This is a genomic window from Actinoplanes hulinensis (assembly GCF_019429605.1).
Lineage (GTDB): Bacteria > Actinomycetota > Actinomycetes > Mycobacteriales > Micromonosporaceae > Actinoplanes > Actinoplanes campanulatus.
The window spans coordinates 68,824-91,340 of sequence record NZ_JAHXZI010000001.1; the positions used below are offsets into that span (position 1 = coordinate 68,824).

Below are 22,517 nucleotides of genomic sequence, written 5' to 3' on the forward strand. Positions count from 1 at the left end.
AGGTCCGGCTTACCGAGCGGGATCTGGCGGTGTTCCGCTGGCTGTCCGACATGAAGGCCGTTTACGAGGACGACCTGGGTCCCTTGCTGCGGCGGATGCCAGGGACGGCGTGGACGGCTGCCGGGCAGCGGCCCTCTCCGCGGCGGCTACGTGGCATGGTCACCCGGTGGCAGCGCGCCGGCTATGCCGACGTGCGTAGGTTCGTCAACGGTGTGCCACGGATCGTGCGGCTGTCGAGGGCTGGGGCCGCGCTCGCTGGCGTCGATGGTTTTCGTGAGACGGCGACCGTGACGGCGATGCATCAGTGCGAGGTGTCTCGGCTGCGGCTGGTACTGGAGGGCCGGCCGTCGCCGTCGCTCGGCCGGTTGGTGGCGTGGGAGTCGGAGCGAGCCTTCCGGTCGGATCTTGACGCGCTGGGATTGGCCCGTCGCGGGCAAAGCCCACGGGATCGGGTGCACGTGCCGGACGGCGTGGCCACCTACGAGCAGGGCACGCGGGTGGCGATCGAGGTCGAGCGCAATGTGAAGGCTCCCGCGCGGCTGGTCCGGATCGTGGAGGAACTGCTGACCAACTACGCAGTGACCCTGTACGCGGTAGCCGGTAACGAGGTCCGAAACGCGGTGGCCGCGGCCGAGCGCAACGCCCGGACCACGTTGACGCATCGGCAGATCAGCGCCGACCGGATCGGCGCGCTGTCCATCATCGACATGCCGAGCGAGGTGGCGAGGTGAAATTCCTGCTCGGGAGCCACCATCCCGCATGGCTGGGCTCGGCCCAGGTCCCGCTGTTCATCTCGGATCGTCGGCTGCGGGGCTACCGCCGGATGCCCCGAGCGGCGATGCCGTGGGCTTTGGACTCGGGCGGGTTCACGGAACTGTCGACGTACGGCAGTTGGGAGCAGGGGCCGACTCCACAGCAGTACATCGCCCGGGTGCGCCGTTACTACGACGAGATCGGCAGGCTGGAGTGGGTGGCTCCGCAGGACTGGATGTGCGAGCCGTGGATCCTGGCCAAGACCGGCCTGACGGTGCGCCAGCATCAACGGCTGACGGTGGACAACTACTGCCGGCTCCGGGATCTCGCCGTCGCCGCGGACCTACCGGCCGACCTGATCAAGCGGGTGGTGCAGGGCTGGACACCGGACGAATACCTGTGGTGCGCAGACGCGTATGACCGGGCCGGCGTCAACCTGGCCGACGGATCGCTGGTCGGGGTCGGCACGGTGTGTCGACGCCAGGCCACCGACGACGCGGGCCGAATCTTGGCGAACCTGCACAGCATCGGTGTCACGCGGCTACACGGGTTCGGTTTCAAGGTCAAGGGATTACAGCGCTTCGGAGCGCTGCTGGCCTCGGCCGATTCGCTGGCCTGGTCGTTCACTGCTCGCCGCCGGCCAGCGTTGGCGGATTGCACCGGTCACAAGAACTGTGCGAACTGTCCGCGTTATGCCTACCAGTGGCATGAACAGCACATCCGGCCGCTGCTCGAAGGCGCTGACCACGCCAGTTTCGTTCAATCGACACTGTTTGATCTGGCGGGGGTGGCCTAGTGCGTGCTTTCCGCTGGACATGCGGGGTGCTGTTCGCGCTGGCGCTGCCGGTGGCCGCCGCGATAACCGGGCTGGCCTACCTGGCGTTGCGGCGCCGCTGGCCGGACCGCCTGATCGCAGGAACAGCAGTGTTGCTCGGCTCACTGATGTCGTGGTGGGCGCTGTCAATGCTGTCGTACTGGACAGCGTGGCAGCGCATCGGCGCTTGGCTGGTGCGGCTTTCGGACCGGCCGGCAACCGGAGCGGAGTGGGCGACGGTGACCGGTGTCGGCCTGGTGATCGGCCCGGCGCTCGGCGGCCTGTTGTGGCTGGCCACGCAGCGGCACAGGGAGCGGTCGCCGTTCGACGGCGCCGACGAGCGGGAGCATCGCCTGCGGTGCGAGGAGCGACGCCGCCTGGTCGTCACGCACGCCGCACAACGTGCCCGGCACGCTGGGCGGCGGCCGGTGGCGATCGCCGCCTGGCCGTTCACGGTCGGTTTGGGTGACGAGAACGGCCCGATCCTGGGCCGATTCCAGCGCGGCGACCTACGCGGCCCGTGGCGCACGCACGGCCGCACTCGGCTGCCGATGCGGCACCCCGACAACCGGCACCTGTTGATCCTGGGAGCGACCGGGTTGGGCAAGACCGAGACAGCCTTGGAGATCGCGGAGTGGGCAGCGAAGCACGGCCGTCAGGTGATCTACCTGACGTGCAAGGAGCCGCCGTCCGCGGGTAAGTCGGTGGCGCCGCGGCTGGCTGCGGTCGCCGAGGAGCATGGGTTGCGGTTCCGGTCGCTGACCGCTCGGACGGCGCCCTACGATCCGATGCGCGGCCCGACGACTGAGGTACGTGACCGGCTGATCCGCATCGAGGAATGGGGAGACCGGTACTGGGCAGCGGTCGCGAACACCCTGGTGGCGTTGGCACTCGAGCTCAACGCGGAGCAGGGCCAGGCCGTGGACGCGCTACCGGACCTGGTGTATTCGCTAGTGCGTGGACGGTTGGCGAACCTGGCCAAGAACTCCCGCGATCCGCGGGTGGCCGAGCTGGTCGACGCGTTCAACTCCAACGACCTCGGCGGCGCGCTGATGCGGTACGCGTCGCTGGCGATCCACCTGCGCGGCTGGATCGGCCCGGAGACCGCGGGCGGCTGGGCATTCGAGGACGCCGACATCGCGTGTATCGAGCTGCCCACGGTCAGCCGCCCCGAGGCGGCAACGGCGCTGATGCGGCTGATCCTGCGGGACTTCGGTTCGTACCTGGTGGACCCGCGGCGGCGGCAGGTCGGCCCGGACGGTCAGCCGCGGCCGGTGGTCATCGTCATCGAGGAAGCCGGGGCGGTATCCGGAGATCCGGTGATAGGCCGCGAGTTCGTCAACCAGGTCGAACGGAACCGGGACGCGGGCGCCTACAGCGTGTTGACCGCCCAGGACCCGACCGGGTTCGGGGGCGGGCACACCTGGTCGGCACTGTCGACCAACGCTGTGGTGCTGAGCTATCGGCAGAGTGAACAGGCCGAACCGATCGCGAAGCTGGCCGGCACGGAGCGGGTGACGGAGGGCGGCGCCGACTACGACACCGACAACACGCTCAAGCTGCAAGGTGTCGCCCGGCGACAGCACGCGTTCAAGGTGAACCCGCAATTGCTGCGCACACTGGGTGTGGGCGAATTCGTGCTGATCTCGGCGGGCCGGTACGCGAAGGTTGCGGCCGCGCTGTCGCGGCTTTCGTTCGGGCTGCCGGACGTGCCCGCGGTTCGCGAGGCGAGGGCAGCTATCGAGGCAGCGCGGGTAGCAGCCGCACTGCCGCCGAAGCGCCGGCCCCGGCCGCGGCCCGAACCGGAGAGCAGCGTAGAGCCGGGTGGTCAGCCGACCGCCCGCGGGCCGGTCTTGTTCTAGTTCTAGGCGGTAGCCGCCGGAATGCCCGCCAGGGCTGTGGAGGCCCTGGCGGGCATTCCGGCGGGTTTGCTAGCGCCCGTTGGGGCGAGGCGGCGGCTGTGCCCGCCGCCTTTACTGGCGCCCTCACCGCCCCGAGAGGCTCGCGGTCAAGGGATCAGGCCGAAAGATGTTGGCCGAGCGAAGCGGCCCGAAGGGCGGCCAAGATGTTTCGGACCCCTTGACCGGGAGACGGGGCGGTGTAGCCAGGGTGCTAGCCCTAGAAGGAACGGCTGCCGCTTGCGGCAGCTCCTACCGGGCTTCTCGGCCGGCCCCGGCCTTGAGGGGCGACAGCAACGATCGCCGGACATGAGCCGCCCCGGGAGCACACGTCGAGTGCAGGCTAAAACCCGGCTAGAACCCGCCTAAAACCCGCCGTGACCGGAAGGGTTTTAGACCGGGTTTTGGGATGGGTTTTGCTGGGCGTTGTGGCTGCTCACCCACCCTGCCCAGGGCAGCCCATACCAAACCCCAACCACAATCAAGCTTCGCTATTTGATCGTGGTTGGGGTTTGGTATGGGCAGGGCAGGGTGGGTGAGCAGTAGGTGGGTGGGTGTTGTGGGTGTGGGTTGGTGGTTGAGGTGGGTGGGTTAGTGCGGTGGGTGGGTGGTTGCGGTGGGGCGACGACGCTTCGCGCGTCGCCAAGATCGGATCGAGCTGCGCTCGATTCAAGGTCAACACCTGTAGGTGTTGGTGCTGGTGCATGGGCCGACCGACCGGGTGGAGCACTCGCGGCCCGCTACTCTCACAGAGGAGCAGTCATGAACGTCAAATTGTTTTGGCGTCGAGATAGTGCCAATCCGCAGTATCGCCTCAGGCTTGTTGATTAGCGCGCCCCCGCCGCTGCTCTGGCACGACTGCACCTTGCCGGGGCCGGATTCTGGACCGAGCCTTCTGCGAATCTCGCAAAATGCCGACATCGCTATCGACAAGACCGCCCTCAATCCATGCGTGGCATTGGTTCTCCATGGTATGCGGGCTGATCCATTGAACGCGTTTGATCGGATCGTGAGCGGCCGCAACCTCAGCGGCCAAGCGACCTGATCGATTGTCGCTCGAAATCACCGCGCAGGTATATGAAATGGCTAACTCTAGAAGATGAACGTCCTTTAGGAGAGCGGCCACGTCAGCCGAATCCTGCAACGTGTTTCTGATCATCTTCCGCAAAAGTCGATTGGGTCTATCCTTGACCCGGATTGCAAGACCGCGCGACTCCATGGCGGCACGCCATCGCACAGAAAACGCTGAAGCATGCCTCTGCCACTCCGCTATTACACTTTCTGAGAATAGGACGTGAGCCTTAGATCGCTGAAGCTGCATAAGCGCAGACCGCGCCTGCCCTGAGTAGGGGTGGTTGCCTTCCGTCGCCGACTTCGCGACGCAGGCATCCACTACTGCAGAGCGCATTCCTGGTGACCATGTCCTCTGGCTGGTCACTCGACGGCGCCCTCCGCCAGCCCATCCAACTCTGCCGCGGCGGCCTCCGCCGCTTCGAGCTCATCCTGCCTACGGTCGGCCGCGTCTAAGTAAGCCATGTCTGCCTCCATCGCAACGTCATCGAAGTCAGCCGGCCAGTCGTAGAAGCGGCCGATGGGGTCTGGCTGAGCTGTTGAAACCTGGGAGAAGCCATCCTCGGGCGATCGAGTGAACCAGTGAAGAGCTACGTCGCGTGAACGGATCTTTTCAGTCGCTATTGCCGTCTGGACGCCTCGAATGAGAAGCGAACTGTGGGTCTCCGTGACAACGATCACGCCGCGCTCGGCGTGTTCGGCGAGGATAGCCGCGAGATGAGTTTGGGCACGTGGGTGCAAATGAATCTCCGGCTGCTCTAAATAGACGATCTGCCCGGGGCGTGCGGCCACGAGCGCCACGAGCACTGGCAGAGTCTGCGAAACACCGAAACCTACGTCTGCGATGTTCACTAGGTCGTGGGCGCCGCTGCGCTGAGCGTGCGGAAGTCGCCCGACCAATAACTCAACGCTGGTATCGTTCGGAGCCTTCGCGGCGATCTTCCAAGTTAATCCAAGCATTTCCAGGTGACTATTAAGCATCGCTAAGCGATTTTGATCCGCCGCCAGCTTAGAGTCCTGCCACTTATGGATAATGCTTGCGACGTATTGCTCAAATGTTCCCGGAAACTGTCCGCCGAACGCTGACCGCGGGTAAACCCGCTCCGGGTTTCCGCGCAATCCCGGCACATGGATTACTTCGAGTAATCTGGTGCGAATTGCAGCGACGTTGAGAGGGCTACGATCCGTTCGGAGCGCGCCATACATTTTCCCCTCGCGCTGAAATTCTAGGTCGAAGAACAGAAAGCATCTGTTCCGACTCGCGCGGGCGACTAACTCGTATCCGTCCTCATTGGACAATGAACGGGGCAGCGCCGCTTCGCCCTGCGGTCGGAGAACTTCGAGTAGCCGTTCATCGACGATACCTTCGCGGACCGTGTACTGCTCACCACTCACGGCGACTTGCATGGATTCGAGACCAACTGGCTGCCCGGATGCGCGCTGAAACGACAGTCTAATCTGTCGCCTGTCGAATTGAAGGCCCACCGAAAAAATCTTTGCAACTTCGGACTTCGATCGACCCTTGCTGAACATCTGATCAGCCGATGTAAGGGCCACGTTCGGACCATTTAGAAGCAGTGCGCCTGGATCGAACTGTGCCTCAAGCGTTTGCTTTAACAGCAGCAGCGCCTGCATAAAGCTAGATTTCCCGGAACTGTTGGTTCCAGCGATAATTGTTAGCGGCCTAAGCTCGATCTTGGTTTCGTCCCTGATCGACTTGTATCCCTCGACAGAGATCACGATCATCCGGGTCTTGCGCCTGATCCGTGGTAGCTCGGTCATTTCGTCCATCTCAATGATCTTCTACGTCTTCTGGTCTTCGGAGCCTAGACAGAGGGACAGCGCCAGCGACAGCGCCATATCGGACGATGCGAAATCTTCGTCCTACTGGTATCTGCGTCCGAAGGCCGGCTGGCGTTGCTGGCTCCAACAACCTTCGGGCCAGCCGAGAAAGCCTCATTTTGATGACACCGACCAGTGCGCTCTCCGCCTGGTCCGTGCACTGGTTGCGGTTGCAAGCCGTTAGTCATGCCAGGGGCCAGTTGTGGGGGTTGGTGTCGCGCAATAGCTCCCTACGGGCTACCTGACAGTCGGGGGCGGGGCAAGGCCAAGCCGCTGCGCGGTCGCCTTCGGCGAACCTTGCCCCGCCCCCGCCCGTCAGGTCGGGACTGGGCCAGCTACAGCGCGACACCAACCCCCACAACTACACAGCGACAGCCCTCATCACAGGCGAAACCACAGGGCCGCGAAGACCCCCAGCACGTGCGGGTAGGCGAGCGGAAGCCGGAGCCGGCGTGCATGGGTCCGAGTGGCTGGCAGCCACCGGGGGTTCGAGGCCCCGGCACTCACGTAAGCGGGAGCGTCCAGCAGCACCCATTGAGCGTGCTCCGTTCCCGCGTAGGAGCAGCAGTGAACGTCAAGTACCAGGTGGTCAAGCTGATCGTGAAGCTCTACTTCTTCGGCGCCCTGGCCGTGAGTTTCACTCACGTCATCGAGGCGAGCCACAAGCTCGACCTGCACGGCTGGCAGGCGTGGACGACGCCGTTCGCGATCGACGGGATCGCGGTGATCGGCATGGTCATGCGCGGCGCGGCTTTCAGCCGCGACACCCGCCGGCTGGGGTTCCGGGTTCAGGTTGCGGCCGGACTGCTGAGCCTGGCGTGCAACGTGTTCGCCGGGAGCACGGTAGGTGAGCGGGTGTACGGGGTGCTGATCGTGGCGCTGTTCGTGTTCAGCGAGTGGCTGTCGGACCGGATGCAGGGCCGCGAGGTCGACGTCGAGCGGGAGCGGGTAGCGAAGCGGGCCGCGGCGGCTGAGAAGGCGAAGGCGACGCGGGCGGCGAACAAGGAGGCGGCCGAGCGGCTGGCGAAGTCGGGCAGGCGCCGACTGAATCGGGAGCTGGCGAAGCTCACCGCTTGAGGGTCTTGGTGCGGGCGCCCCGAGGGAGCCCGCACCAAGACCCGTGGTTGAGGCGAGGCCGCAGGACGCGCGACTATCGAGAAATCTCGATTTGGAGGTGGAGATGTCGTCGGACCCTTCGGCCAGCATTCGCACGACGCCGTGGAATGCGCCTGATCCTGCTCAGGTCCCCGATCTGCGGGCGGCGCTGGCTGCACAGATGCGGACGCCGTTCGAGATCTCTCGGACTGCGAAGGTGATCGCGGCAGGCCGGGGCTCGTTCATCCCACCGTCGCGAAATCCCGAGGGAGCCGCCCGGACGCTGTGTGAGCAGGAGTACGAGCGGCTTACTGGTGCGGATCTCTACGCGGTCACCGCAGAGATGACGCGCTTGGCGGTGGTCGCTGGTGAATCTCTTCCGGATTTCCGCCTCGAACCGGAGGACCTCCCAGCCCCAACCGGGTTCATGGTCTTCGCCCAGCCCATCGGTTCCTACCTCAACACTGATGGCCCTGCACCGGAGCGGTTCCCAATAGTCGCGGTGAGCTGGGGACAATACAGCCGCCCCGGTTTTCCGCGGGGCGGTGTCTGGATCACCTTCTATACACCCGTCGACCTCGACGGTTTGGAGCGGCAGGCCGCCGAACTCGCCGGTCGGCCGCTGCGTGAACGGGAACGTACGCGCATTCGGTCTCTGTCTGGCCCATTGAACTGGGACAATGAAGCGATCATCGGCTACGGCAGCGAGAGGAAGGCGAGCTACGAGCCTGGCGCCAGCCATGATGCAAAGCTGGATGAGTTCGCGCCTTGGAGCCAGACGCTACGCGCCGCTTGGCTCCTGATGAGCCAGCCGCAGATCGCGGATGTCGAGGAACTGGAGCCGAGCAGGGCCGTCCGGCGCCGAGCGCAGAAGGCGGGGCTAGATATCCACGCCGTGCGCGTACTTCACCTCCGGCGCCTGGAGCGCGACCACGAGGCGGCGCAGGACGACTCGGCCAGCCGCGAATACACCTGCCGATGGATGGTCCGTGGGCATTGGCGCCAGCAGTGGTACCCAAGCCGCGGCGTACATCGGCCAATCTGGATCAACCCTCACATCAAGGGTCCTGATGGCAAGCCGCTCAGGACCGGAGAAACCGTACACCTGTGGGACCGATAGCTGGACAAAGATCGTGGAGCCACATGTGGAGCGAACCACAGGCCAACGGCGAGTTTCCGGGGGCTCCGAGACATCGACGTGCCTATGTAGTTGCTGCTAGAGGGTCCAGACCAGAGAGGCGGAGCCACTTCTAATCCGTGGGTCGCAGGTTCGAATCCTGCCGGGCGCGCTTTGACCTGCCGATCTATCTTCGTGGCAACCAGATGAAGATGGATCGGGAGTTCTGATTACGTTGTTCGTGTTCGGTGTCCTTCTGGCCGCGGTCGCCCTGTTCGCGCTGGCCACCGCGGTGTTCGGTAAGGCCGATCGGGTGCGCCGTGGGGCGTGGGCCACGTTCGGTATCGGTCTGTTCCTGTCGCTGGCGTTCATCGTGGGGTCGTGCATCTCGGTGGTGCCGACGCGGAACGTGGGCATCGTCACGAGCTGGGGAAAGCCGACGGGCCGGACGACGGGCGCCGGCCTGCAGTGGACGGCGCCCTGGCAGGACATCGACGAGTGGGACGCGTCGGGTCAGACGTACGCGCATCTGGGTGACCAGTGTGTGTGGGTGACGATCGCGGCGCAGCGGCGGGCGTGCATTCCGGTGCAGATCGAGTGGTCGGCGAAGTCGGAGAAGGCGCCGGAGAACTGGGCGGCCTACCGCGAGGTGGGCGGGAAGACCCGGTTCGAGGTGTTCGTGGAGCGACGGGTGAATCCGCAGATCAACGGTTCACTGACGTCGATCTTCGCCTCGTTCGATCCGCTGGGTTCGGTGGACGTGACGAGCGGGGACGCTCCGGCGCCGGATCTGAACAAGACGTACAAGGATCCGTTGATCAAGGCGCTGACCACCGCGCTGGGTGACGAGATCGTGGTGAAGTCGGTGGCGTTCGAGTCGCCGCGGTACGACGAGCCGACGACGCAGGCGATCGCCGCGTACGGTCAGAAGATCCTCGAGGCCCGGAACCTGGAGATCGACAAGGCGAACGCGAAGACCCGGGCGGAGATCACCCGCACCGATGCGAGTGTCGACCAGGTGGCGCGCTGTCTGCAGATCGCCGAGAAGCTGGGCAAGGAGCCGGGCCTGTGCATGGGCGGCTCGGTCTCGCTGACCCGCCCGGTCCAGTCGGACTGAGCGGGCCGCGAGAGGATCGAAAACCCGAAACCCAACGGACCCTGATCCGTACGGAATCGAGCGCGGGCGTCTGGTTGGCGCCATCGCGATCGATCGCTTCGATCATCGGTACGGGAACGCTCCCAGGTCGGATCGAACCGGCGGAACGCCACCGCCGGTTCGATCGTCAGGCGGCGGCGAGCGCTTCGGTGGGGGCCAGCCGGGCCGCCCGGATGGCCGGGTAGAGGCCGGCGACGGCGCCGATGGCGAGGGTGGCGCTGAGCCCACCGGCGATCGCCCAGGGTGGTACGACGGTCGGCCAGTCCTGGGTGCCGGCGTAGACGGCGGTGACCGCGAATCCGCCGAGGACGCCGCCGGCGCCGCCGAGCAGGGACAGCAGCAGTGCCTCGGAGACGAACTGGGTGCGGATCTGGCCGCGGGTGGCGCCGAGGGAGCGGCGCAGCCCGATCTCGGAGCGGCGTTCCAGCACGGAGATGACCATGGTGTTGGCGACGCCGATGCCGCCGACGAGCAGTGCGACGCCACCGAGACCGAGCAGCAGCGCGGTGAAGCTGGCGTTGGCGGTCCTTTTGGCGACGAGCGCGTCGGAGGGGCGGGAGACGTCGACCTCCTCGGGACTCTGCGGGTTGGCGGTCCGCCCGAGGACGGCCTTGACGGCCTCGATCTGGGATTCCACGGCCCGCGTGTAGACGGTGGTGAAATGCCCGTCGAAGCCGAGGTACGACCTGGCGGCGTCCCAGCCGATGAGGACGGCGGTGTCGAGTTCGGGGGCGAGCGGGACGCTGTCGAGGACGCCGATCACGCTGTACCAGCGGCCGTCGATGTAGACGGTCGGAACGTCGCCGAGGCGGCGTGCCGCGCCGGAGCCGAGCACGACGGCCGGGTACCTGGCGGTGGCCGCGTTGAGCCAGGTGCCGTCGGCCATCGTGGCGCCGACCGTCTCGAGCAGGTCGAGCTGCGCCGCGAGGACGGACAGACCGCCGGTCTCCTGTTCGGGGATCCGGTCGCTGCGGTAGACGGAGGTGTCGGTGACGCTGCCGGTGGCGGTGGCCGCGATGACCGGCCCCACCCTTTTGATCATGGAGAGGGCGTCATCGGGCAGGGTGGCGTCGTCGCCCATCATGGTGTGGCCGGGCGAGACGCGCAGCATGTTGGTGCCGAGGGCGGCGAGTTTGCGGTCCAGGTCGGCCTGGCTGGAGGAGGAGATGCCGACGACGGCGACCATCGCGGCGATGCCGATGGCGATGCCGAGCGCGGACAGCACCGCCCGCAGCGGCCGGGAGCGGAGGCCGTAGCCGCCGAGGCGCAGCAGGTCGGAGGGGCGTAGCCGGGCCGGGCGGAGCAGAGCCATCTCAGACCACCCGCCCGTCGCGCATCGGCACCTGCCGGGGCAGCGTGTCGGCGATGTCGTGGTCGTGGGTGATGACCAGGACGGTGGTGCCGGCCGCGTTGAGTTCCCGCAGCAGGTCCATGACGCCCTGGCCGGAGGCGGTGTCGAGGTTTCCGGTGGGTTCGTCGGCGAGGAGCACCGCGGGGTCGCCGGCGACGGCGCGGGCGACGGCGACCCGCTGCCGTTCACCGCCGGACAGCTGGTGGGGGCGGTGTCCGAGCCGGTCGCCGAGACCGACCCGGACGAGGGCGGCTTCCGCACGCCGTTCCCGTTCCCTCTTCGGCAGTCCGGCGTAGAGGAGCCCGTCGGCGACGTTGGCGACCGCGTCACGGCCGGGGGCCAGGTGGAAGGACTGGAAGACGAATCCGATCCGGTTCGCCCGCAGTGCGGAGAGCTGCCGGTCGGAGAGCCGCGCCACGTCGTGCCCGTCGATGCGTACGGTGCCGGTGGTGGGCCGGTCGAGGGTACCGATGACGTTGAGCATGGTGGATTTGCCGGAGCCGGACGGGCCGACGATGGCGATCAGCTCACCCTGGTCGACGCTGAGGTCGACGGACCGCAGCGCGTGGACCCCGCCCGGGTAGCTCCTGGTGACCTCGGCCAGCTCGATGACCGGGCTCATGCCGGGACACCCACCTTCGTGCCCTCGGTGAGGCCGTCGCCGGTGATCTCGACGCGGCCGTCGGCGAACAGGCCGGTCTCGACCGCCACGATGCGGCTGCCGGTGCCGTCGACGATCTGCAGCCCATATCCGCCTTCGGCGAGCGCGAGCAGGGCGTTGACCGGCACGGTGAGCACGTTCTCCCGCTGAGAGGCGACAAACTGTACGCCCACCGAGGCTTCTTCCAGCCCTTGTGGAGCCTGGTCGAACCCGATCGTCACATTGATCGTGGTCCGGTCCTCCTCGGTGGGGTTGTCGGCCGTTTCGATGGTCGTCCCCACGTCGATGATGTGGCCGGTGACCGCCTTGCCGTCCGGCAGGGTCACGTCGACCTTGGTGCCCTTCTTGGCCAGCCGCTGGTCGCTCATCTCGAGTTCGACCGTGGCGACCCGCCCGGTTCCGGTGGTGGTGAGCAGTTCGGTGCCGGGCTGAGCGGTCGCGCCGACCTCGACGGACCGGTCGGCGACCCGGATCGCGCCGGTGGCGTAGACGATGCGGCCCAGTTCGACGGTGCCGGTCTCGTCCAGGCCGAGATCCTCCTGCCAGTCCTCGACCGCGGCCGCCGTCGACGAGGTGTAGTCGCCGTCGACGGTGAAGCCGCGGTAGCCGAGTGCCCACAGGTTTCTCTCGAACTGCTTCACGTCGGGGCCGTCGAGTCCCGGGGAGAGCGCGCGGTACGCCGGCAGGGTTCCGTACAGCAGGACCACCGGGTCGTTGTCGAGCCGGTGGAGCGGCCTGCCCCGCTTGATGGTGGCGCCTTCGGCGGGCAGCCAGGTCACGGTGCCGGACAGCCGGGTGGCGAGGCCCACGGCGTCGCCGTACCCGAGGGAGCCGTCGTGACGCTCCCTGTCGATCAGTGTCTGCCGGGTGATGTCCGCGGTCGCCGTGGTGGCGGCGCTGCTCGCCCGCGCGCCGTTGCCCTCGGTCTCCGGCAGGCCGGCCAGCAGGAAGGCGGCGGCGCCGCCGGTCACCAGGACCACCGCCACCGCGGCCGTCGTCCATTTCCGGCTCCGTCTCACGTCGTACCCCCCTCGTGGTGCTCGTTGCGGATGCCCTGGCCGTCGTGGTACTTGGCACACGCCTTCTCGGCGGCGTCGAAGGTGGGGTCGCCGGGGCCGGTGCCGAGCTTCGAGCCGTCGATGGCGATCTCGCCCTTCTCGTTCGGGTCCGGGTAGTTGCTCACCCCGTTGTCGCGCATGCACTGGGAGAACTTGCGCTCCTGCTCGATGTCCTCCGCGGTACGCGGCGGGGGCTCGCCGCCGTTGGGCAGGAACTTCTTGCAGACCTTCTCCGCCTCCTGCATGACGTCCATGTCGACGGTCTGCGGGACCGCGACCTCCATCCGGCCGTCCGCCTTCGGGTCCGGGAACCACTCCAGCCCCTGCTCGCGCATGCACTTGGCGTACTTGAGCGATGCGTCCGGATCGGGGCCGTTGTCGGCCGCCGCGCTGCTCACCGGGCCCGGATCGCCGCTGGCGGCGGTGGCCACCGCCGGATTGTCGTCCTGGCCCGTCGAACATCCCGCCGTCATCACCGCGAGCAGGACGCCGAGCGCGAGCACCGTCCTGGTTCTCATCTCGTCTCCTCAGCCGGCGGCCGGTCGGCCGCCACGCACCGAAGTCAAGCGGTGGGCGCGTATCCCGGCCGTCACGGAAAACGATGACGCCGAGTTGACAGCGAACCGGTTCAAGATGGAGACATGCGGATCCTGGTGGTGGAAGACGAGCCCCTGCTCGCCGACGCGGTGGCGCAGGGTCTGCGCCGGGAGGCGCACGCGGTCGACGTCGTCTACGACGGCGGGTCCGCGCTGGAACGCATCGACGTCAACGATTACGACGTCGTGATCCTCGACCGGGACGTGCCGGTGGTGCACGGCGACAAGGTGTGCGAGGTGCTCGCCGAGCGCAAGGCCGACATCCGGGTGCTGATGCTGACCGCCGCGGCCGGGATCGACGACCGGGTGTCCGGGCTGGCCCTCGGCGCCGACGACTACCTGCCGAAGCCCTTCGCCTTCCGGGAGCTGTCGGCGCGGGTCGCGGCCCTGGGGCGGCGGGCCCGGCCGGCCGCTCCGCCGGTGCTGCGCCGGGCCGGGATCAGCCTCGACCCGTACCGGCGGGAGGTGCACCGCGACGGCCGGTACGTGCCGCTGTCCCGCAAGGAGTTCGCCGTGCTGGCCGAACTGCTGCGCGCCGACGGCACCGCGGTGTCGGCCGAGATGCTGCTGGAGAAGGCGTGGGACGAGAACGCCGACCCGTTCACCCACGCCGTCCGGATGACGATCCTCAAGTTGCGCCGCAAACTGGGCGATCCCCCGGTGGTGCTGACCGAGCCGGGAGTGGGGTACCGGATCCGATGAGACTCACCGTGCGCGGCCGTCTCACCCTCGTCTACGGCGGCCTGTTCGTGGCCGCCGGGATGGTGCTGCTGGCGGTCATCTACATCCTGATCGACCGTCGGGCGCCCATGGTGTTCGAGGGCAACTTCACCGGGGAATCGGTCAAGCTGGAGGCGGGGGTGGGCGCCGCGCACCCCGACGCGGTCACCCGGCAGACCGTCGAGGGCTTCCAGGCCGGCACCCTATACACGGTGCTGACCCAGGGGGCGATAGCCCTGGCCGTGGTGAGCGCCGCGACGATCGCGCTGGGCTGGCTGATCGCCGGCCGGATGCTGCACCCGCTGCACACCATCACCGAGACGGCCCGGCGCATCGCCGAGTCCCCCGCCGCCGACCGTGGCCTGCACGAGCGGATCGCCCTGGACGGGCCGAACGACGAGCTGAAACAGCTGGCCGACACGTTCGACCTGATGCTGGCCCGGCTGGACCGGTCGCTCGACGGGCAGCGGCGGTTCATCGCGAACGCCTCGCACGAGCTGCGCACCCCGCTCACCCTGAACCGGACGCTGCTCGAGGTGGCGCTGGAGCCGGAGACCGTCTCACCCGAGGTGCGGCAGCTAGGCGCCACGCTGCTCGCCATCAACGACCGGCACGGGCGGCTGATCGACGGCCTCCTGCTGCTGGCCCGTTCCGAGCGCGAGGTGAGCGAGCGCTCCTACGTGGACCTCGCCGACATCGTCGACCACGTGGCCGTCGCGGACACCGTCAAGGTCGTCGCCGAACCGGGCGAGGCCGCCGTGCTGGGCGACCCGGTGCTGCTGGAGCGCCTGGTGCAGAACCTGGTGGAGAACGGCGTCCGGCACAACGTGCCGGAGAACGGCTGGGTGCAGGTGTCCACCCGCACCCGGCCGGACGGCTGGGTGGAACTGCGGGTCGCCAACTCCGGCCCGGTGGTCCCCCGCTACGAGGTGCCCGGCCTCTTCCAGCCGTTCCACCGCTACCACCGGGAACGCCTGGCCGGGCCCGGCGCCGGGCTGGGTCTGTCGATCGTCCGGTCGGTCGTCGAGGCCCACCACGGCCGGGTCCACGCCGACGCCCGCGACGAGGGCGGGCTGATCGTCACCGTCCTTCTCCCCCGGGCCCCCTGACCGGCTCCGGGACCCCGGTCCCGGACGAGGCGGCGGACCGCCGCGCCAGGCCCACCACGCCCCACCCCATGATCAGCGCCGCGGCGCCCACGGCGACCAGCCCGGCCGCCCCGAACCGTGCCCTCTCCTCGAACAGGAGAGCGCCGGCGAACGCCGCGACCAGCGGATTCGTCACGCTCACCGTGGCCAGTGGCGCGGCCAGCCCGGCCCCGCGATAGGACAGCTGGCCGATCGCGTAGCCGGTGACCGAGAACGCGCCGACCAGTGTCGCGGCGGTCACGGACACCGCCGCGAGCCCGCCCGTGGTGAAGGCCGCCAGCACCGCCTTGGACAGCACCGAGGCGATCCCGAAGGCCGTCCCGGCGGCCGCCGCCAGCAGCACCGCCCGCATCCGCGGACCGGACCGCCACCCGGCCAGCGAGCAGGCGAACACCACCCCGGCGGTGACCGCCCCGACCACCTCCACCGCCGGCTCGGTCAGCAGCGCCGGGGCCTCCGACTCCACCGACAGCGACAGGATCAGCGCCAGCCCGGCCACCGTCATGGCCGCCTCCAGCCAGGCCGCCCGGCTGAGCCGGGTGTGATAGCGGATCACCTGGATGGGCAGCGCGAACAGCAGGGTGAGCGTGCCGAGGGCCTGCACCACGGCGACCGTGCCGAAATTCAGCGCCAGCAGGTGCAGCGCCACCCCGGTCCCGGTGAGCAGCAACGCGACCGCCCACCGGGACCGGCCGCGATGCCCGCGCCCGGCCAGCCTCTCCTGCGCCACCGCGGCGCCGGCGTAGGCGGCCGCGGACAGCACGGAGAGCACGACGGCCCACCCCAGCGATCCCATCGCCCCCACCTCGCTGTCGCGCGGCCGACCAAGACCGGTCCTTACCATCGACGATACCGAGCGCCGACCGCATCGGATCGCTCTGAACCGGCAGGATCTACCCGGAATCGTCGGCGATAACCCGGCTCCGCCGCGCCGTGGCGCGGGCGCGTGCCCGGGCCGGCCGGGCCACGTTGCGCTCCACCGTGCCGTGCGCCCGGCGGCTGGCCGCCTCCCGCCGCGCGTCCCGCGCCACCCGCGGGGCCGCCCGCCGCCCGGATCCGTCTCGCCTCACGTACGCCTCGCTCATACCCGCATCCTCACCCACGGGTACGACAGTTCCACGCTCGTCCACAGACCGCCGGGACCTTGTCCACAGGGTGGCGAAAATCTGTTTCGCGGCTCGTCCGCGGCCTGCCACGATCCCCGGCATGACAACGGCGGCGGCGGGTGGCACGCGGATCGGCTGGGCGGATCTGCCCGGCTCGGTCCAGCACGCGGTGGAGGAGATCATCGGCGGCGGCCCGGTCGTCGCGGCGGCCTCCCAGCCGGGTGGCTTCTCCCCCGGCACCGCCGACCGGGTCCGCACCGCGTCCGGGGCCCAGGCCTTCGTCAAGGCCGTCACCCCGGCGCTCAACCAGGAGTCGGCCGACCTCGCCCGCCGTGAGCTGCGGATCACCGCCGCCCTGCCGGAGCACGCGCCGGTGCCGCGGATGCTGGGCGGCTTCGACGACGGCGCCTGGGTGGTCCTGGTGCTGGAGGACGTGGCGGGCACCCACCCACGCGTCCCGTGGGTGGCCGCGGAGATCGACGCGGCCGCGGCCGCGCTGCGCGACCTGGCCGCCGCGCTGACCCCGGCGCCGGTGCCCGGCCTGCCGACGGCGGCCGGGCGACTCGCCGCCGACTTCGCCTCGTGGGACCTGATCGCCGCCGCGCCGCCCGACGACCTCGACCCCTGGGCCGCACGCCGGCTCGGCGCGCTGCGCGCGGCCGCCGACCACGGCATCGCCGCGTTGTCCAGCGGGCAGACCATGGTGCACGCCGATCTGCGGGCAGACAACATCCTGGTCCGGGCCGACGGCCGACTGGTCTTCATCGACTGGCCATGGGGTTGCGTGGGCCCCGCCTGGCTCGACTCCGTGCTGCTGGCGATCAACGTGATCGTGCACGGCGGCGATCCCGGCCCGCTGCTCGGCGGCGTCGACCGCGACGCCGTGGTGGGTGTGTTCGCGGGCGCCGCCGCCTACTTCCAGCACCGCTCCCGCCTCGCGCCACCACCGGGCCTGCCGACGGTCCGCGCCTTCCAGCGCTTCCAGGGCGACGCCCTGCTGCCCTGGTTGCGCGACGCCCTCGGCGACTGACGCGACGGAGCCCACGCAAGGAAAAGAACGGATCCCGCGCAAGGAAAGGGAACGGATCCCGCGCAAGGAAAAAGAAAGGTCCACCCGTTAGCGTCACGGCCGTGAAACCGGACTGAACCACACCCGCAGCCGTCGCGTAACAGTTACGGGGTTGACCGGTAGATGGGACCTCAAGCACACCGCACCGGACCCGGCATGCCGGAGGACTAGGCTGGACGCCCTGAACTGGGCTTCGGCGTGGCGGCCCGGGCGGCCAACCGAAACATGGAACGGAAGATGATGATCGACCAGCCCAAGGTGCGTGTCCTGCTTCTCGAGAGCATCCACCCCGACGCCGTCTCCCGGCTCGAGGAGGACGGATTCCAGGTCGAGTCCCTGCGCAACGCGCTCGACGAGGTCGAGCTGATCGACCGCATCTCCGGAGTGCAGTTGCTCGGTGTCCGGTCCAAGAGCCAGGTGACGGCGAAGGTGCTCGAGGCGGCTGACAGCCTGGTCGCGATCGGCGCGTTCTGCATCGGCACCGACCAGATCGACCTGCCGGCCGCCACCGCCGGTGGCGTCGCGGTCTTCAACGCGCCGTTCTCGAACACCCGCTCCGTGGTGGAGCTGGCGATCGCCGAGATCATCGCGCTGACCCGGCGGCTCACCGAGAAGAACACGCTGATGCACTCCGGCGTCTGGGACAAGTCGGCCGACGGCGCCCACGAGATCCGCGGCCGCCGCCTCGGCATCGTGGGCTACGGCAACATCGGCACCCAGCTGTCGGTGCTCGCGGAGAACCTCGGCATGTCGGTCTCGTTCTACGACACCGCCGACAAGCTGGCGCTGAGCAACGCGCACCGCTGCGCCAGCCTGGACGAGCTGCTCGAGTCCAGCGACATCGTCACCCTGCACGTGGACGGCCGGCCCGGCAACGCCGGCTTCTTCGGTGCCGAGCAGTTCGCCAAGATGCGGCCGGGCAGCCTGTTCCTCAACCTGTCCCGCGGCATCGTGGTCGACCACCTGGCCCTGCGGGACGCGCTGCAGAGCGGCCACCTGGCCGGTGCCGCGGTCGACGTCTTCCCCACCGAGCCGAAGGGCCGCGGCGACGAGTTCCTGTCCGAGCTGCGCGGGCTGCCGAACGTGATCCTCACCCCGCACATCGGCGGTTCGACCGAGGAGGCCCAGTCCGACATCGGCGGCTTCGTGGCGAACAAGCTGGCCAAGTTCGTGACCGACGGCAACACCACGCTCAGTGTGAACCTGCCCGGCGTGACCCTGCCCGAGCTGCCCGGCATGCACCGCATCGTGCACATGCACAAGAACACGCCGGGCGTGCTGGCGCAGGTCAACCGGATCCTCGCCGAGCACGGTGTCAACGTCGAGGGCCAGATGCTCAGCACCCGCGGCGAGTTCGGCTACCTGATCACCGACATCGCCCGCGGCTACAGCGACGAGGTGCTCGACCAGCTCCGCGCCATGGAGCAGACCGTCCGCCTGCGCGTCCTGAACTGACGGCTCAGCGGTTCGAGACCGCCTGACCGGGAAGGTCAGGCGGTCTCGACCGTCAGCAGGGTGACCGGGGCGACCGCGTCGACGTCGTAACGGTTGCCGCTGGTCCAGTCCTTCGGGGTGAGCGTGGACCCGGGCGCCACGTTCCGTAGCGTTTTCGAGCCGGCCGTCACCGTCCCGGCGCCACCGCCGACCTTTATCCGGACCGGGCTGCCGCTGGGCGCCCGCAGGATCAGCTCCTCGATCCCGCCGGTGATCTTCATGGGCACCGTGCCGGAGGCGTCGGCCAGGGTCATCTCGGCCCGCCGGGTGCCGCCGACGATCTCGATGCCCCGGATCCGTCCCTCGCTGAGGTCGACGATCCGTTCGGCCGAGTAGCCGGAGAAGCGGATGGTCCACCGAACCTTCGCGGACAGCACGACCTCCACCTCGCCGCCGGTGCCGGTCTCGTCCCGGGCCACGTCCACCCGCAGCCGGTCGTCGCGGAACTCGGCGTTGGGCCGGATGCCGGCGTTGTCGGGCGCGCTGATCCGGTACATGTCGGTGCCCAGGTCGGCGATGGTCAACCGCACCCGGTCGGTGGCGGCCAGCATCTCGAACGTGGCGATGGTCCGCGACTCCAGCGGCCCGGTCACCACCCGCTGGTCGTCCCCGAGCTGCAGCATGTCGCTGATCTGGCTGTCGTCGCCGGTGTAGTAGACGACGCCGGTGAACGCCACGACGGCCAGCGCCACCACGCCGAGCAGCGTCATGCCGGCGGTGACCAGCCGGGACTGCCGCGGTCGCGGACGGACGGCGGGCGGAGCCGGGGCGGAGGACGCCGGGGTCTCGCTCCAGACGGCCGGCTCGTTGGGCCGCTGGTCCCGCGCTCCACTCCAGAACGTCTCCCCGGCCGGGCTCCCGATCGGGCCCCAGGTGGGCGGTTCCGCGAAAGCCGCCGGCTCCGCGGCGGGCGGCTCCGGGAAGGCAGGCGCCGGATTCCCCGTCGTACGTACGACGGGAAGTTCCTCGGAGGGCACACCGGAGCGGTTCCTCCGCCTGCGGGCGGGCAACTCGTCCGTCACCGGCAGCGCACCCGAGGCGGCCGCAAGCGCCCCCATCGAGCCGCCGGCCGGCCTCGGGTGCCGTGACGGCTCCCCATCGCCGCCGGTGTCGCCCTCACCGGGCGCACGCCCCGTCCGCGATCGACCGATCGGCCCGTCGCTGAAGCCGAAGGACGTCCGTCCCGGCCCGGCCGGCGACGCGGGCCCGAACGCGGGCGGTGACGACACCGAACGCGGCGACGGTTCCGACGGCGCCGATTCGGGCGGCGGTGCCGCGACCGGCGACGAGAGCGAGCCGGTGTCCGACTCGCCGCCGAACCACGAGACCGGCTCCCCTTCCGGTTCGAGCGGTGGTTTCTTGGGCCGCCGCAACGGCAGCCCCGAAGCCGTACGCTCTTCCCCCGCCCCGGCCCCAGCCGAGTCGGGAGATGAGCCGACGGCGGCGGTACGGTCCACGCGATTCCTCCCTGCAGCGCAACCTCGGTATGTCCCCCGATGGAAGTACGTAAGGAATCGCCTATCGGATGAGTGACAAGGATGTTTACCGTGGGTCAGGTCGAAGGAGCCCGCGCCTGGTGGCGATGGCGACCGCCTCCAACTGGCTGTGCGCCCCCAGTTTGGCGAGCACGGCCTTCTGATATCCGCGGCAGGTGTGCACGCTGATGCCCAGCCGGCGAGCCACGGTCCGGGCGTCCAAACCGGCCGCCATCAGCTGCAACACCTCGTTCTCCCGGACCGTCAGCCCACCGCTGGCGACGCCGCCGCGCGGGGCGGTGGCCGGTGTGGTGCTGCGCAGCAGCCGGGCCAGGATGTCGGTGGAGACGGTCATGCTGCCCCGGTGCGCGGTACGCAAGGCGTTCAGCACGTCACCGAGCGCACCGTTTTTGGAGAGGAATCCGGCCGCTCCGGCGGTGGTGGCCCGTCGTACCAGACTCTGCTCCTCGCTGGCAGTGAGGATTACCACACGTGAATCCGGCTGTCGTACCCGGATGAGTTCGGCGATGGCGATGCCGTCCGCATCGGACAGCTCGGGATCGAGCACGATCACATCGGGTCGCAACTCTGCCGCGAGACTCAACGCCTCGGCCCCTGTCCTGGCGTGTCCCACCCAGCGCAGATCGGGCTGACCAGCCAAAGCGTGCCCGAGCAACTCGGCGAAGGTCTGGTGGCCATCGACGACGAGCACCGTGATCGCCTCGTCGCTGTCCATACGTCACCTTCCTCAGTCCGCCCCGTCGGGCTCCGCGCAGTCTAAGGATTACCCGAAGGAATGCCCGACCTACCAACAGGCTGCCCGCCGGTACGGCCGACGACCGGTTGCCTCCGAGCGGACCGGATGCCCCGTCGTTCGGCCGACTCACCCCCTCGCTTTGGGGCTTGCCGCAACGGACGCCGGACAAGCAGAGTTCTGGATCATGTTCGACATCCAGCTCTTCGGCCCGATCGAGGTCCGGACCCGCGGCATCGTTCTCTCCGGGGAGGACTTCGGCGGCGCCCGGCCCCGCCTTCTGCTCGCGCTCCTGGCGCTGCGCGGAGGCCGGTCGCTTGTGGAGCTGGCCGACACGCTGGGTGTCGCCCCGGCCACGGTCAAGTCGGATCTGGCGGTGCTGCGCGACCGTCTGGAGCCGGGCGTCCGGGACCGGGAGTCGGTGATCATCGGCCGCCGGGGCACGTTCCGGCTGGACCCCGATCGGGTGCACGTCGACGCCGCCACCTTCGATCAGCTGCTCGCCGTGGCGGCCGGCCGTTCCGCGGACCGGGCCACCCGCCCGCTGGCCGCCGCCGAGGTGCTGGCGTCGCGTCCGCTGCTGGAGGACGAGGACGCGCCCTGGGCCGCCGAGGCCCGTGCCGAGTACCGCGCCAAACTGATCATGGCGAGCACCCCGCAGCCGATCAGGTAGGACGAGCAGAATCACGGGGTGCTGCCCACCACCCTGACGCCGGTGCCAATGGCCCCGGAGATCTCCCTGTTCCTGGTGAACCGCCCGGTCGGCCTGTTCGATCTGACCGGCGGCGAGTTCCGTAGCGACCTGCCGCCCCCGTTCTGGGCGTTCGCCTGGGCCGGCGGCCAGGCGCTGGCCCGTTTCCTGCTGGACCATCCGGACGAGGTGGCCGGCCGCCGCGTGCTCGATGTGGCCACCGGCTCCGGGGTGGCCGCGATCGCCGCCGCCCACTGCGGCGCCGCCGCGGTGGCCGTGACGGACATCGACCCGGCCGCCGTCGAGGCCGCCCACCGCAACGCGTCGGCGAACGGCCTGTCCCTGGTGGGCCACCTCGACGAACCGCAGGTGGTGCTCGCCGGGGACGTCTTCTACAGCCCCACGGTCACCCCGAAGATGGTCGCCACCCTGCGCGCGGCCCGCCGGGCGGGCGCGACCGTGCTGGTCGGCGACCCGGGCCGCGGCTTCTTCCCCGGGCACCTCTTCGACCTGGTCACCGAGTACCTGGTGCCGGTCCCGGCCGCTCTCGAGGACACCGAGTCCCTGGTCACCGGGGTGTGGCGGCTCAAAGGTAATTGAGCCGTACAACAAGTTGTAGGCTACACGCATATTCCCCTCTGGAGGCCG

Annotated in this window: 21 protein-coding genes; 12 read left to right on the plus strand and 9 right to left on the minus strand. The window is 69.1% G+C overall.

Annotation, left to right across the window (positions count from 1 at the left end; genetic code table 11):
* Positions 1–29 precede the first annotated feature (29 nt).
* Genes KZ829_RS00375 through KZ829_RS00385 form a run of 3 tightly spaced genes read left to right on the plus strand, consistent with a single transcriptional unit; the run spans position 30 to position 3,429 of the window.
* A complete protein-coding gene (locus KZ829_RS00375) occupies positions 30–731 on the plus strand; it encodes a hypothetical protein (protein WP_220141890.1) in 702 nt (233 codons plus the stop codon).
* Complete coding sequence (locus KZ829_RS00380; protein WP_220141891.1) at positions 728–1,549, plus strand: deazapurine DNA modification protein DpdA family protein; 822 nt, start codon at positions 728–730, stop codon at positions 1,547–1,549. The genes KZ829_RS00375 and KZ829_RS00380 overlap by 4 nt, the downstream gene beginning before the upstream one ends.
* Positions 1,549–3,429, plus strand: coding sequence for an ATP-binding protein (locus KZ829_RS00385; RefSeq protein WP_220141892.1), 1,881 nt, complete (start codon positions 1,549–1,551; stop codon positions 3,427–3,429). Before KZ829_RS00380 ends, KZ829_RS00385 begins: the two co-directional genes overlap by 1 nt.
* A gap of 1,470 nt (positions 3,430–4,899) precedes the next feature.
* On the opposite strand, the gene KZ829_RS00390 is transcribed toward KZ829_RS00385, so the two are convergent.
* Entirely contained in the window at positions 4,900–6,327 is a 1,428-nt protein-coding gene (locus tag KZ829_RS00390; RefSeq protein WP_220141893.1) for an AAA family ATPase, read from the minus strand.
* Positions 6,328–6,945: 618 nt separating this feature from the next.
* Between KZ829_RS00390 and KZ829_RS00395 the strand changes: the two genes are divergently transcribed.
* From KZ829_RS00395 to KZ829_RS00405, 3 genes are all read left to right on the plus strand, one after another.
* Positions 6,946–7,455, plus strand: a complete 510-nt coding sequence (locus tag KZ829_RS00395; RefSeq protein ID WP_220141894.1) for a DUF2637 domain-containing protein — start codon at positions 6,946–6,948, stop codon at positions 7,453–7,455.
* 103 nt (positions 7,456–7,558) lie between these two features.
* Positions 7,559–8,593 (plus strand): hypothetical protein, encoded by a 1,035-nt coding sequence (locus KZ829_RS00400; RefSeq protein ID WP_220141895.1) that lies wholly within the window; start codon positions 7,559–7,561, stop codon positions 8,591–8,593.
* A 238-nt stretch (positions 8,594–8,831) separates the two neighbouring features.
* A complete protein-coding gene (locus tag KZ829_RS00405) occupies positions 8,832–9,707 on the plus strand; it encodes an SPFH domain-containing protein (RefSeq protein ID WP_220141896.1) in 876 nt (291 codons plus the stop codon).
* Between the two features lie 166 nt (positions 9,708–9,873).
* On the opposite strand, the gene KZ829_RS00410 is transcribed toward KZ829_RS00405, so the two are convergent.
* The 4 genes from KZ829_RS00410 to KZ829_RS42565 are packed head-to-tail and all read right to left on the minus strand — an operon-like array spanning position 9,874 to position 13,334.
* A complete protein-coding gene (locus tag KZ829_RS00410; RefSeq protein WP_220141897.1) occupies positions 9,874–11,058 on the minus strand; it encodes an ABC transporter permease in 1,185 nt (394 codons plus the stop codon).
* Position 11,059: 1 nt separating this feature from the next.
* Positions 11,060–11,719 (minus strand): ABC transporter ATP-binding protein, encoded by a 660-nt coding sequence (locus tag KZ829_RS00415; protein WP_220141898.1) that lies wholly within the window; start codon positions 11,717–11,719, stop codon positions 11,060–11,062.
* Positions 11,716–12,777 (minus strand): peptidoglycan-binding protein, encoded by a 1,062-nt coding sequence (locus KZ829_RS00420; protein ID WP_308285281.1) that lies wholly within the window; start codon positions 12,775–12,777, stop codon positions 11,716–11,718. The genes KZ829_RS00415 and KZ829_RS00420 overlap by 4 nt, the downstream gene beginning before the upstream one ends.
* On the minus strand, positions 12,774–13,334 hold the full coding sequence (locus tag KZ829_RS42565; protein ID WP_246634877.1) for a hypothetical protein: 561 nt from the start codon (positions 13,332–13,334) through the stop codon (positions 12,774–12,776). The genes KZ829_RS00420 and KZ829_RS42565 overlap by 4 nt, the downstream gene beginning before the upstream one ends.
* Positions 13,335–13,457: 123 nt before the next feature.
* Here KZ829_RS42565 and KZ829_RS00425 point away from each other — a divergent pair, with 123 nt between their 5' ends.
* A complete protein-coding gene (locus KZ829_RS00425) occupies positions 13,458–14,114 on the plus strand; it encodes a response regulator transcription factor (RefSeq protein WP_183224775.1) in 657 nt (218 codons plus the stop codon).
* Positions 14,111–15,241: a HAMP domain-containing sensor histidine kinase gene (locus KZ829_RS00430; protein ID WP_220141900.1), complete on the plus strand. Its 1,131-nt coding sequence runs from the start codon at positions 14,111–14,113 to the stop codon at positions 15,239–15,241. Before KZ829_RS00425 ends, KZ829_RS00430 begins: the two co-directional genes overlap by 4 nt.
* Here KZ829_RS00430 and KZ829_RS00435 read toward each other — a convergent pair.
* Together KZ829_RS00435 and KZ829_RS00440 are read right to left on the minus strand one after the other, a co-directional pair.
* Positions 15,213–16,076 carry a DMT family transporter gene (locus tag KZ829_RS00435; protein ID WP_220141901.1) on the minus strand — a complete coding sequence of 288 codons (864 nt, stop codon included), beginning with the start codon at positions 16,074–16,076 and terminating at the stop codon, positions 15,213–15,215. The genes KZ829_RS00430 and KZ829_RS00435 overlap by 29 nt on opposite strands.
* Before the next feature lie 97 nt (positions 16,077–16,173).
* Entirely contained in the window at positions 16,174–16,365 is a 192-nt protein-coding gene (locus KZ829_RS00440) for a hypothetical protein (protein WP_220141902.1), read from the minus strand.
* A 121-nt stretch (positions 16,366–16,486) separates the two neighbouring features.
* Here KZ829_RS00440 and KZ829_RS00445 point away from each other — a divergent pair, with 121 nt between their 5' ends.
* Entirely contained in the window at positions 16,487–17,416 is a 930-nt protein-coding gene (locus tag KZ829_RS00445; protein ID WP_220141903.1) for a phosphotransferase, read from the plus strand.
* Between the two features lie 276 nt (positions 17,417–17,692).
* Positions 17,693–18,910: a phosphoglycerate dehydrogenase gene (gene serA, locus KZ829_RS00450; RefSeq protein ID WP_220141904.1), complete on the plus strand. Its 1,218-nt coding sequence runs from the start codon at positions 17,693–17,695 to the stop codon at positions 18,908–18,910.
* A 35-nt stretch (positions 18,911–18,945) separates the two neighbouring features.
* On the opposite strand, the gene KZ829_RS00455 is transcribed toward serA, so the two are convergent.
* Together KZ829_RS00455 and KZ829_RS00460 are read right to left on the minus strand one after the other, a co-directional pair.
* Positions 18,946–19,971: a hypothetical protein gene (locus KZ829_RS00455; RefSeq protein WP_220141905.1), complete on the minus strand. Its 1,026-nt coding sequence runs from the start codon at positions 19,969–19,971 to the stop codon at positions 18,946–18,948.
* Positions 19,972–20,491: 520 nt separating this feature from the next.
* Positions 20,492–21,160, minus strand: coding sequence for a response regulator (locus tag KZ829_RS00460; RefSeq protein WP_220141906.1), 669 nt, complete (start codon positions 21,158–21,160; stop codon positions 20,492–20,494).
* 205 nt (positions 21,161–21,365) lie between these two features.
* Between KZ829_RS00460 and KZ829_RS00465 the strand changes: the two genes are divergently transcribed.
* Both KZ829_RS00465 and KZ829_RS00470 read left to right on the plus strand, forming a co-directional pair.
* The gene (locus KZ829_RS00465) at positions 21,366–21,851 is read left to right on the plus strand and encodes an AfsR/SARP family transcriptional regulator (RefSeq protein ID WP_220141907.1); all 486 of its coding nucleotides are present in this window, start codon (positions 21,366–21,368) and stop codon (positions 21,849–21,851) included.
* A 48-nt stretch (positions 21,852–21,899) separates the two neighbouring features.
* Positions 21,900–22,469: a class I SAM-dependent methyltransferase gene (locus KZ829_RS00470; RefSeq protein ID WP_246634945.1), complete on the plus strand. Its 570-nt coding sequence runs from the start codon at positions 21,900–21,902 to the stop codon at positions 22,467–22,469.
* Positions 22,470–22,517 lie beyond the last annotated feature (48 nt).

Coding starts and splice junctions, on each gene's coding strand:
- KZ829_RS00390 (WP_220141893.1), bottom strand. CDS start 6,327: ATGGACGAAATGACCGAGCTACCACGGATCAGGCGCAAGACCCGGATG.
- KZ829_RS00400 (WP_220141895.1), top strand. CDS start 7,559: ATGTCGTCGGACCCTTCGGCCAGCATTCGCACGACGCCGTGGAATGCG.
- KZ829_RS00410 (WP_220141897.1), bottom strand. CDS start 11,058: ATGGCTCTGCTCCGCCCGGCCCGGCTACGCCCCTCCGACCTGCTGCGC.
- KZ829_RS00415 (WP_220141898.1), bottom strand. CDS start 11,719: ATGAGCCCGGTCATCGAGCTGGCCGAGGTCACCAGGAGCTACCCGGGC.
- KZ829_RS42565 (WP_246634877.1), bottom strand. CDS start 13,334: ATGAGAACCAGGACGGTGCTCGCGCTCGGCGTCCTGCTCGCGGTGATG.
- KZ829_RS00425 (WP_183224775.1), top strand. CDS start 13,458: ATGCGGATCCTGGTGGTGGAAGACGAGCCCCTGCTCGCCGACGCGGTG.
- KZ829_RS00430 (WP_220141900.1), top strand. CDS start 14,111: ATGAGACTCACCGTGCGCGGCCGTCTCACCCTCGTCTACGGCGGCCTG.
- KZ829_RS00435 (WP_220141901.1), bottom strand. CDS start 16,076: ATGGGATCGCTGGGGTGGGCCGTCGTGCTCTCCGTGCTGTCCGCGGCC.
- KZ829_RS00440 (WP_220141902.1), bottom strand. CDS start 16,365: ATGAGCGAGGCGTACGTGAGGCGAGACGGATCCGGGCGGCGGGCGGCC.
- KZ829_RS00445 (WP_220141903.1), top strand. CDS start 16,487: ATGACAACGGCGGCGGCGGGTGGCACGCGGATCGGCTGGGCGGATCTG.
- serA (WP_220141904.1), top strand. CDS start 17,693: ATGATGATCGACCAGCCCAAGGTGCGTGTCCTGCTTCTCGAGAGCATC.
- KZ829_RS00460 (WP_220141906.1), bottom strand. CDS start 21,160: ATGGACAGCGACGAGGCGATCACGGTGCTCGTCGTCGATGGCCACCAG.
- KZ829_RS00465 (WP_220141907.1), top strand. CDS start 21,366: ATGTTCGACATCCAGCTCTTCGGCCCGATCGAGGTCCGGACCCGCGGC.
- KZ829_RS00470 (WP_246634945.1), top strand. CDS start 21,900: ATGGCCCCGGAGATCTCCCTGTTCCTGGTGAACCGCCCGGTCGGCCTG.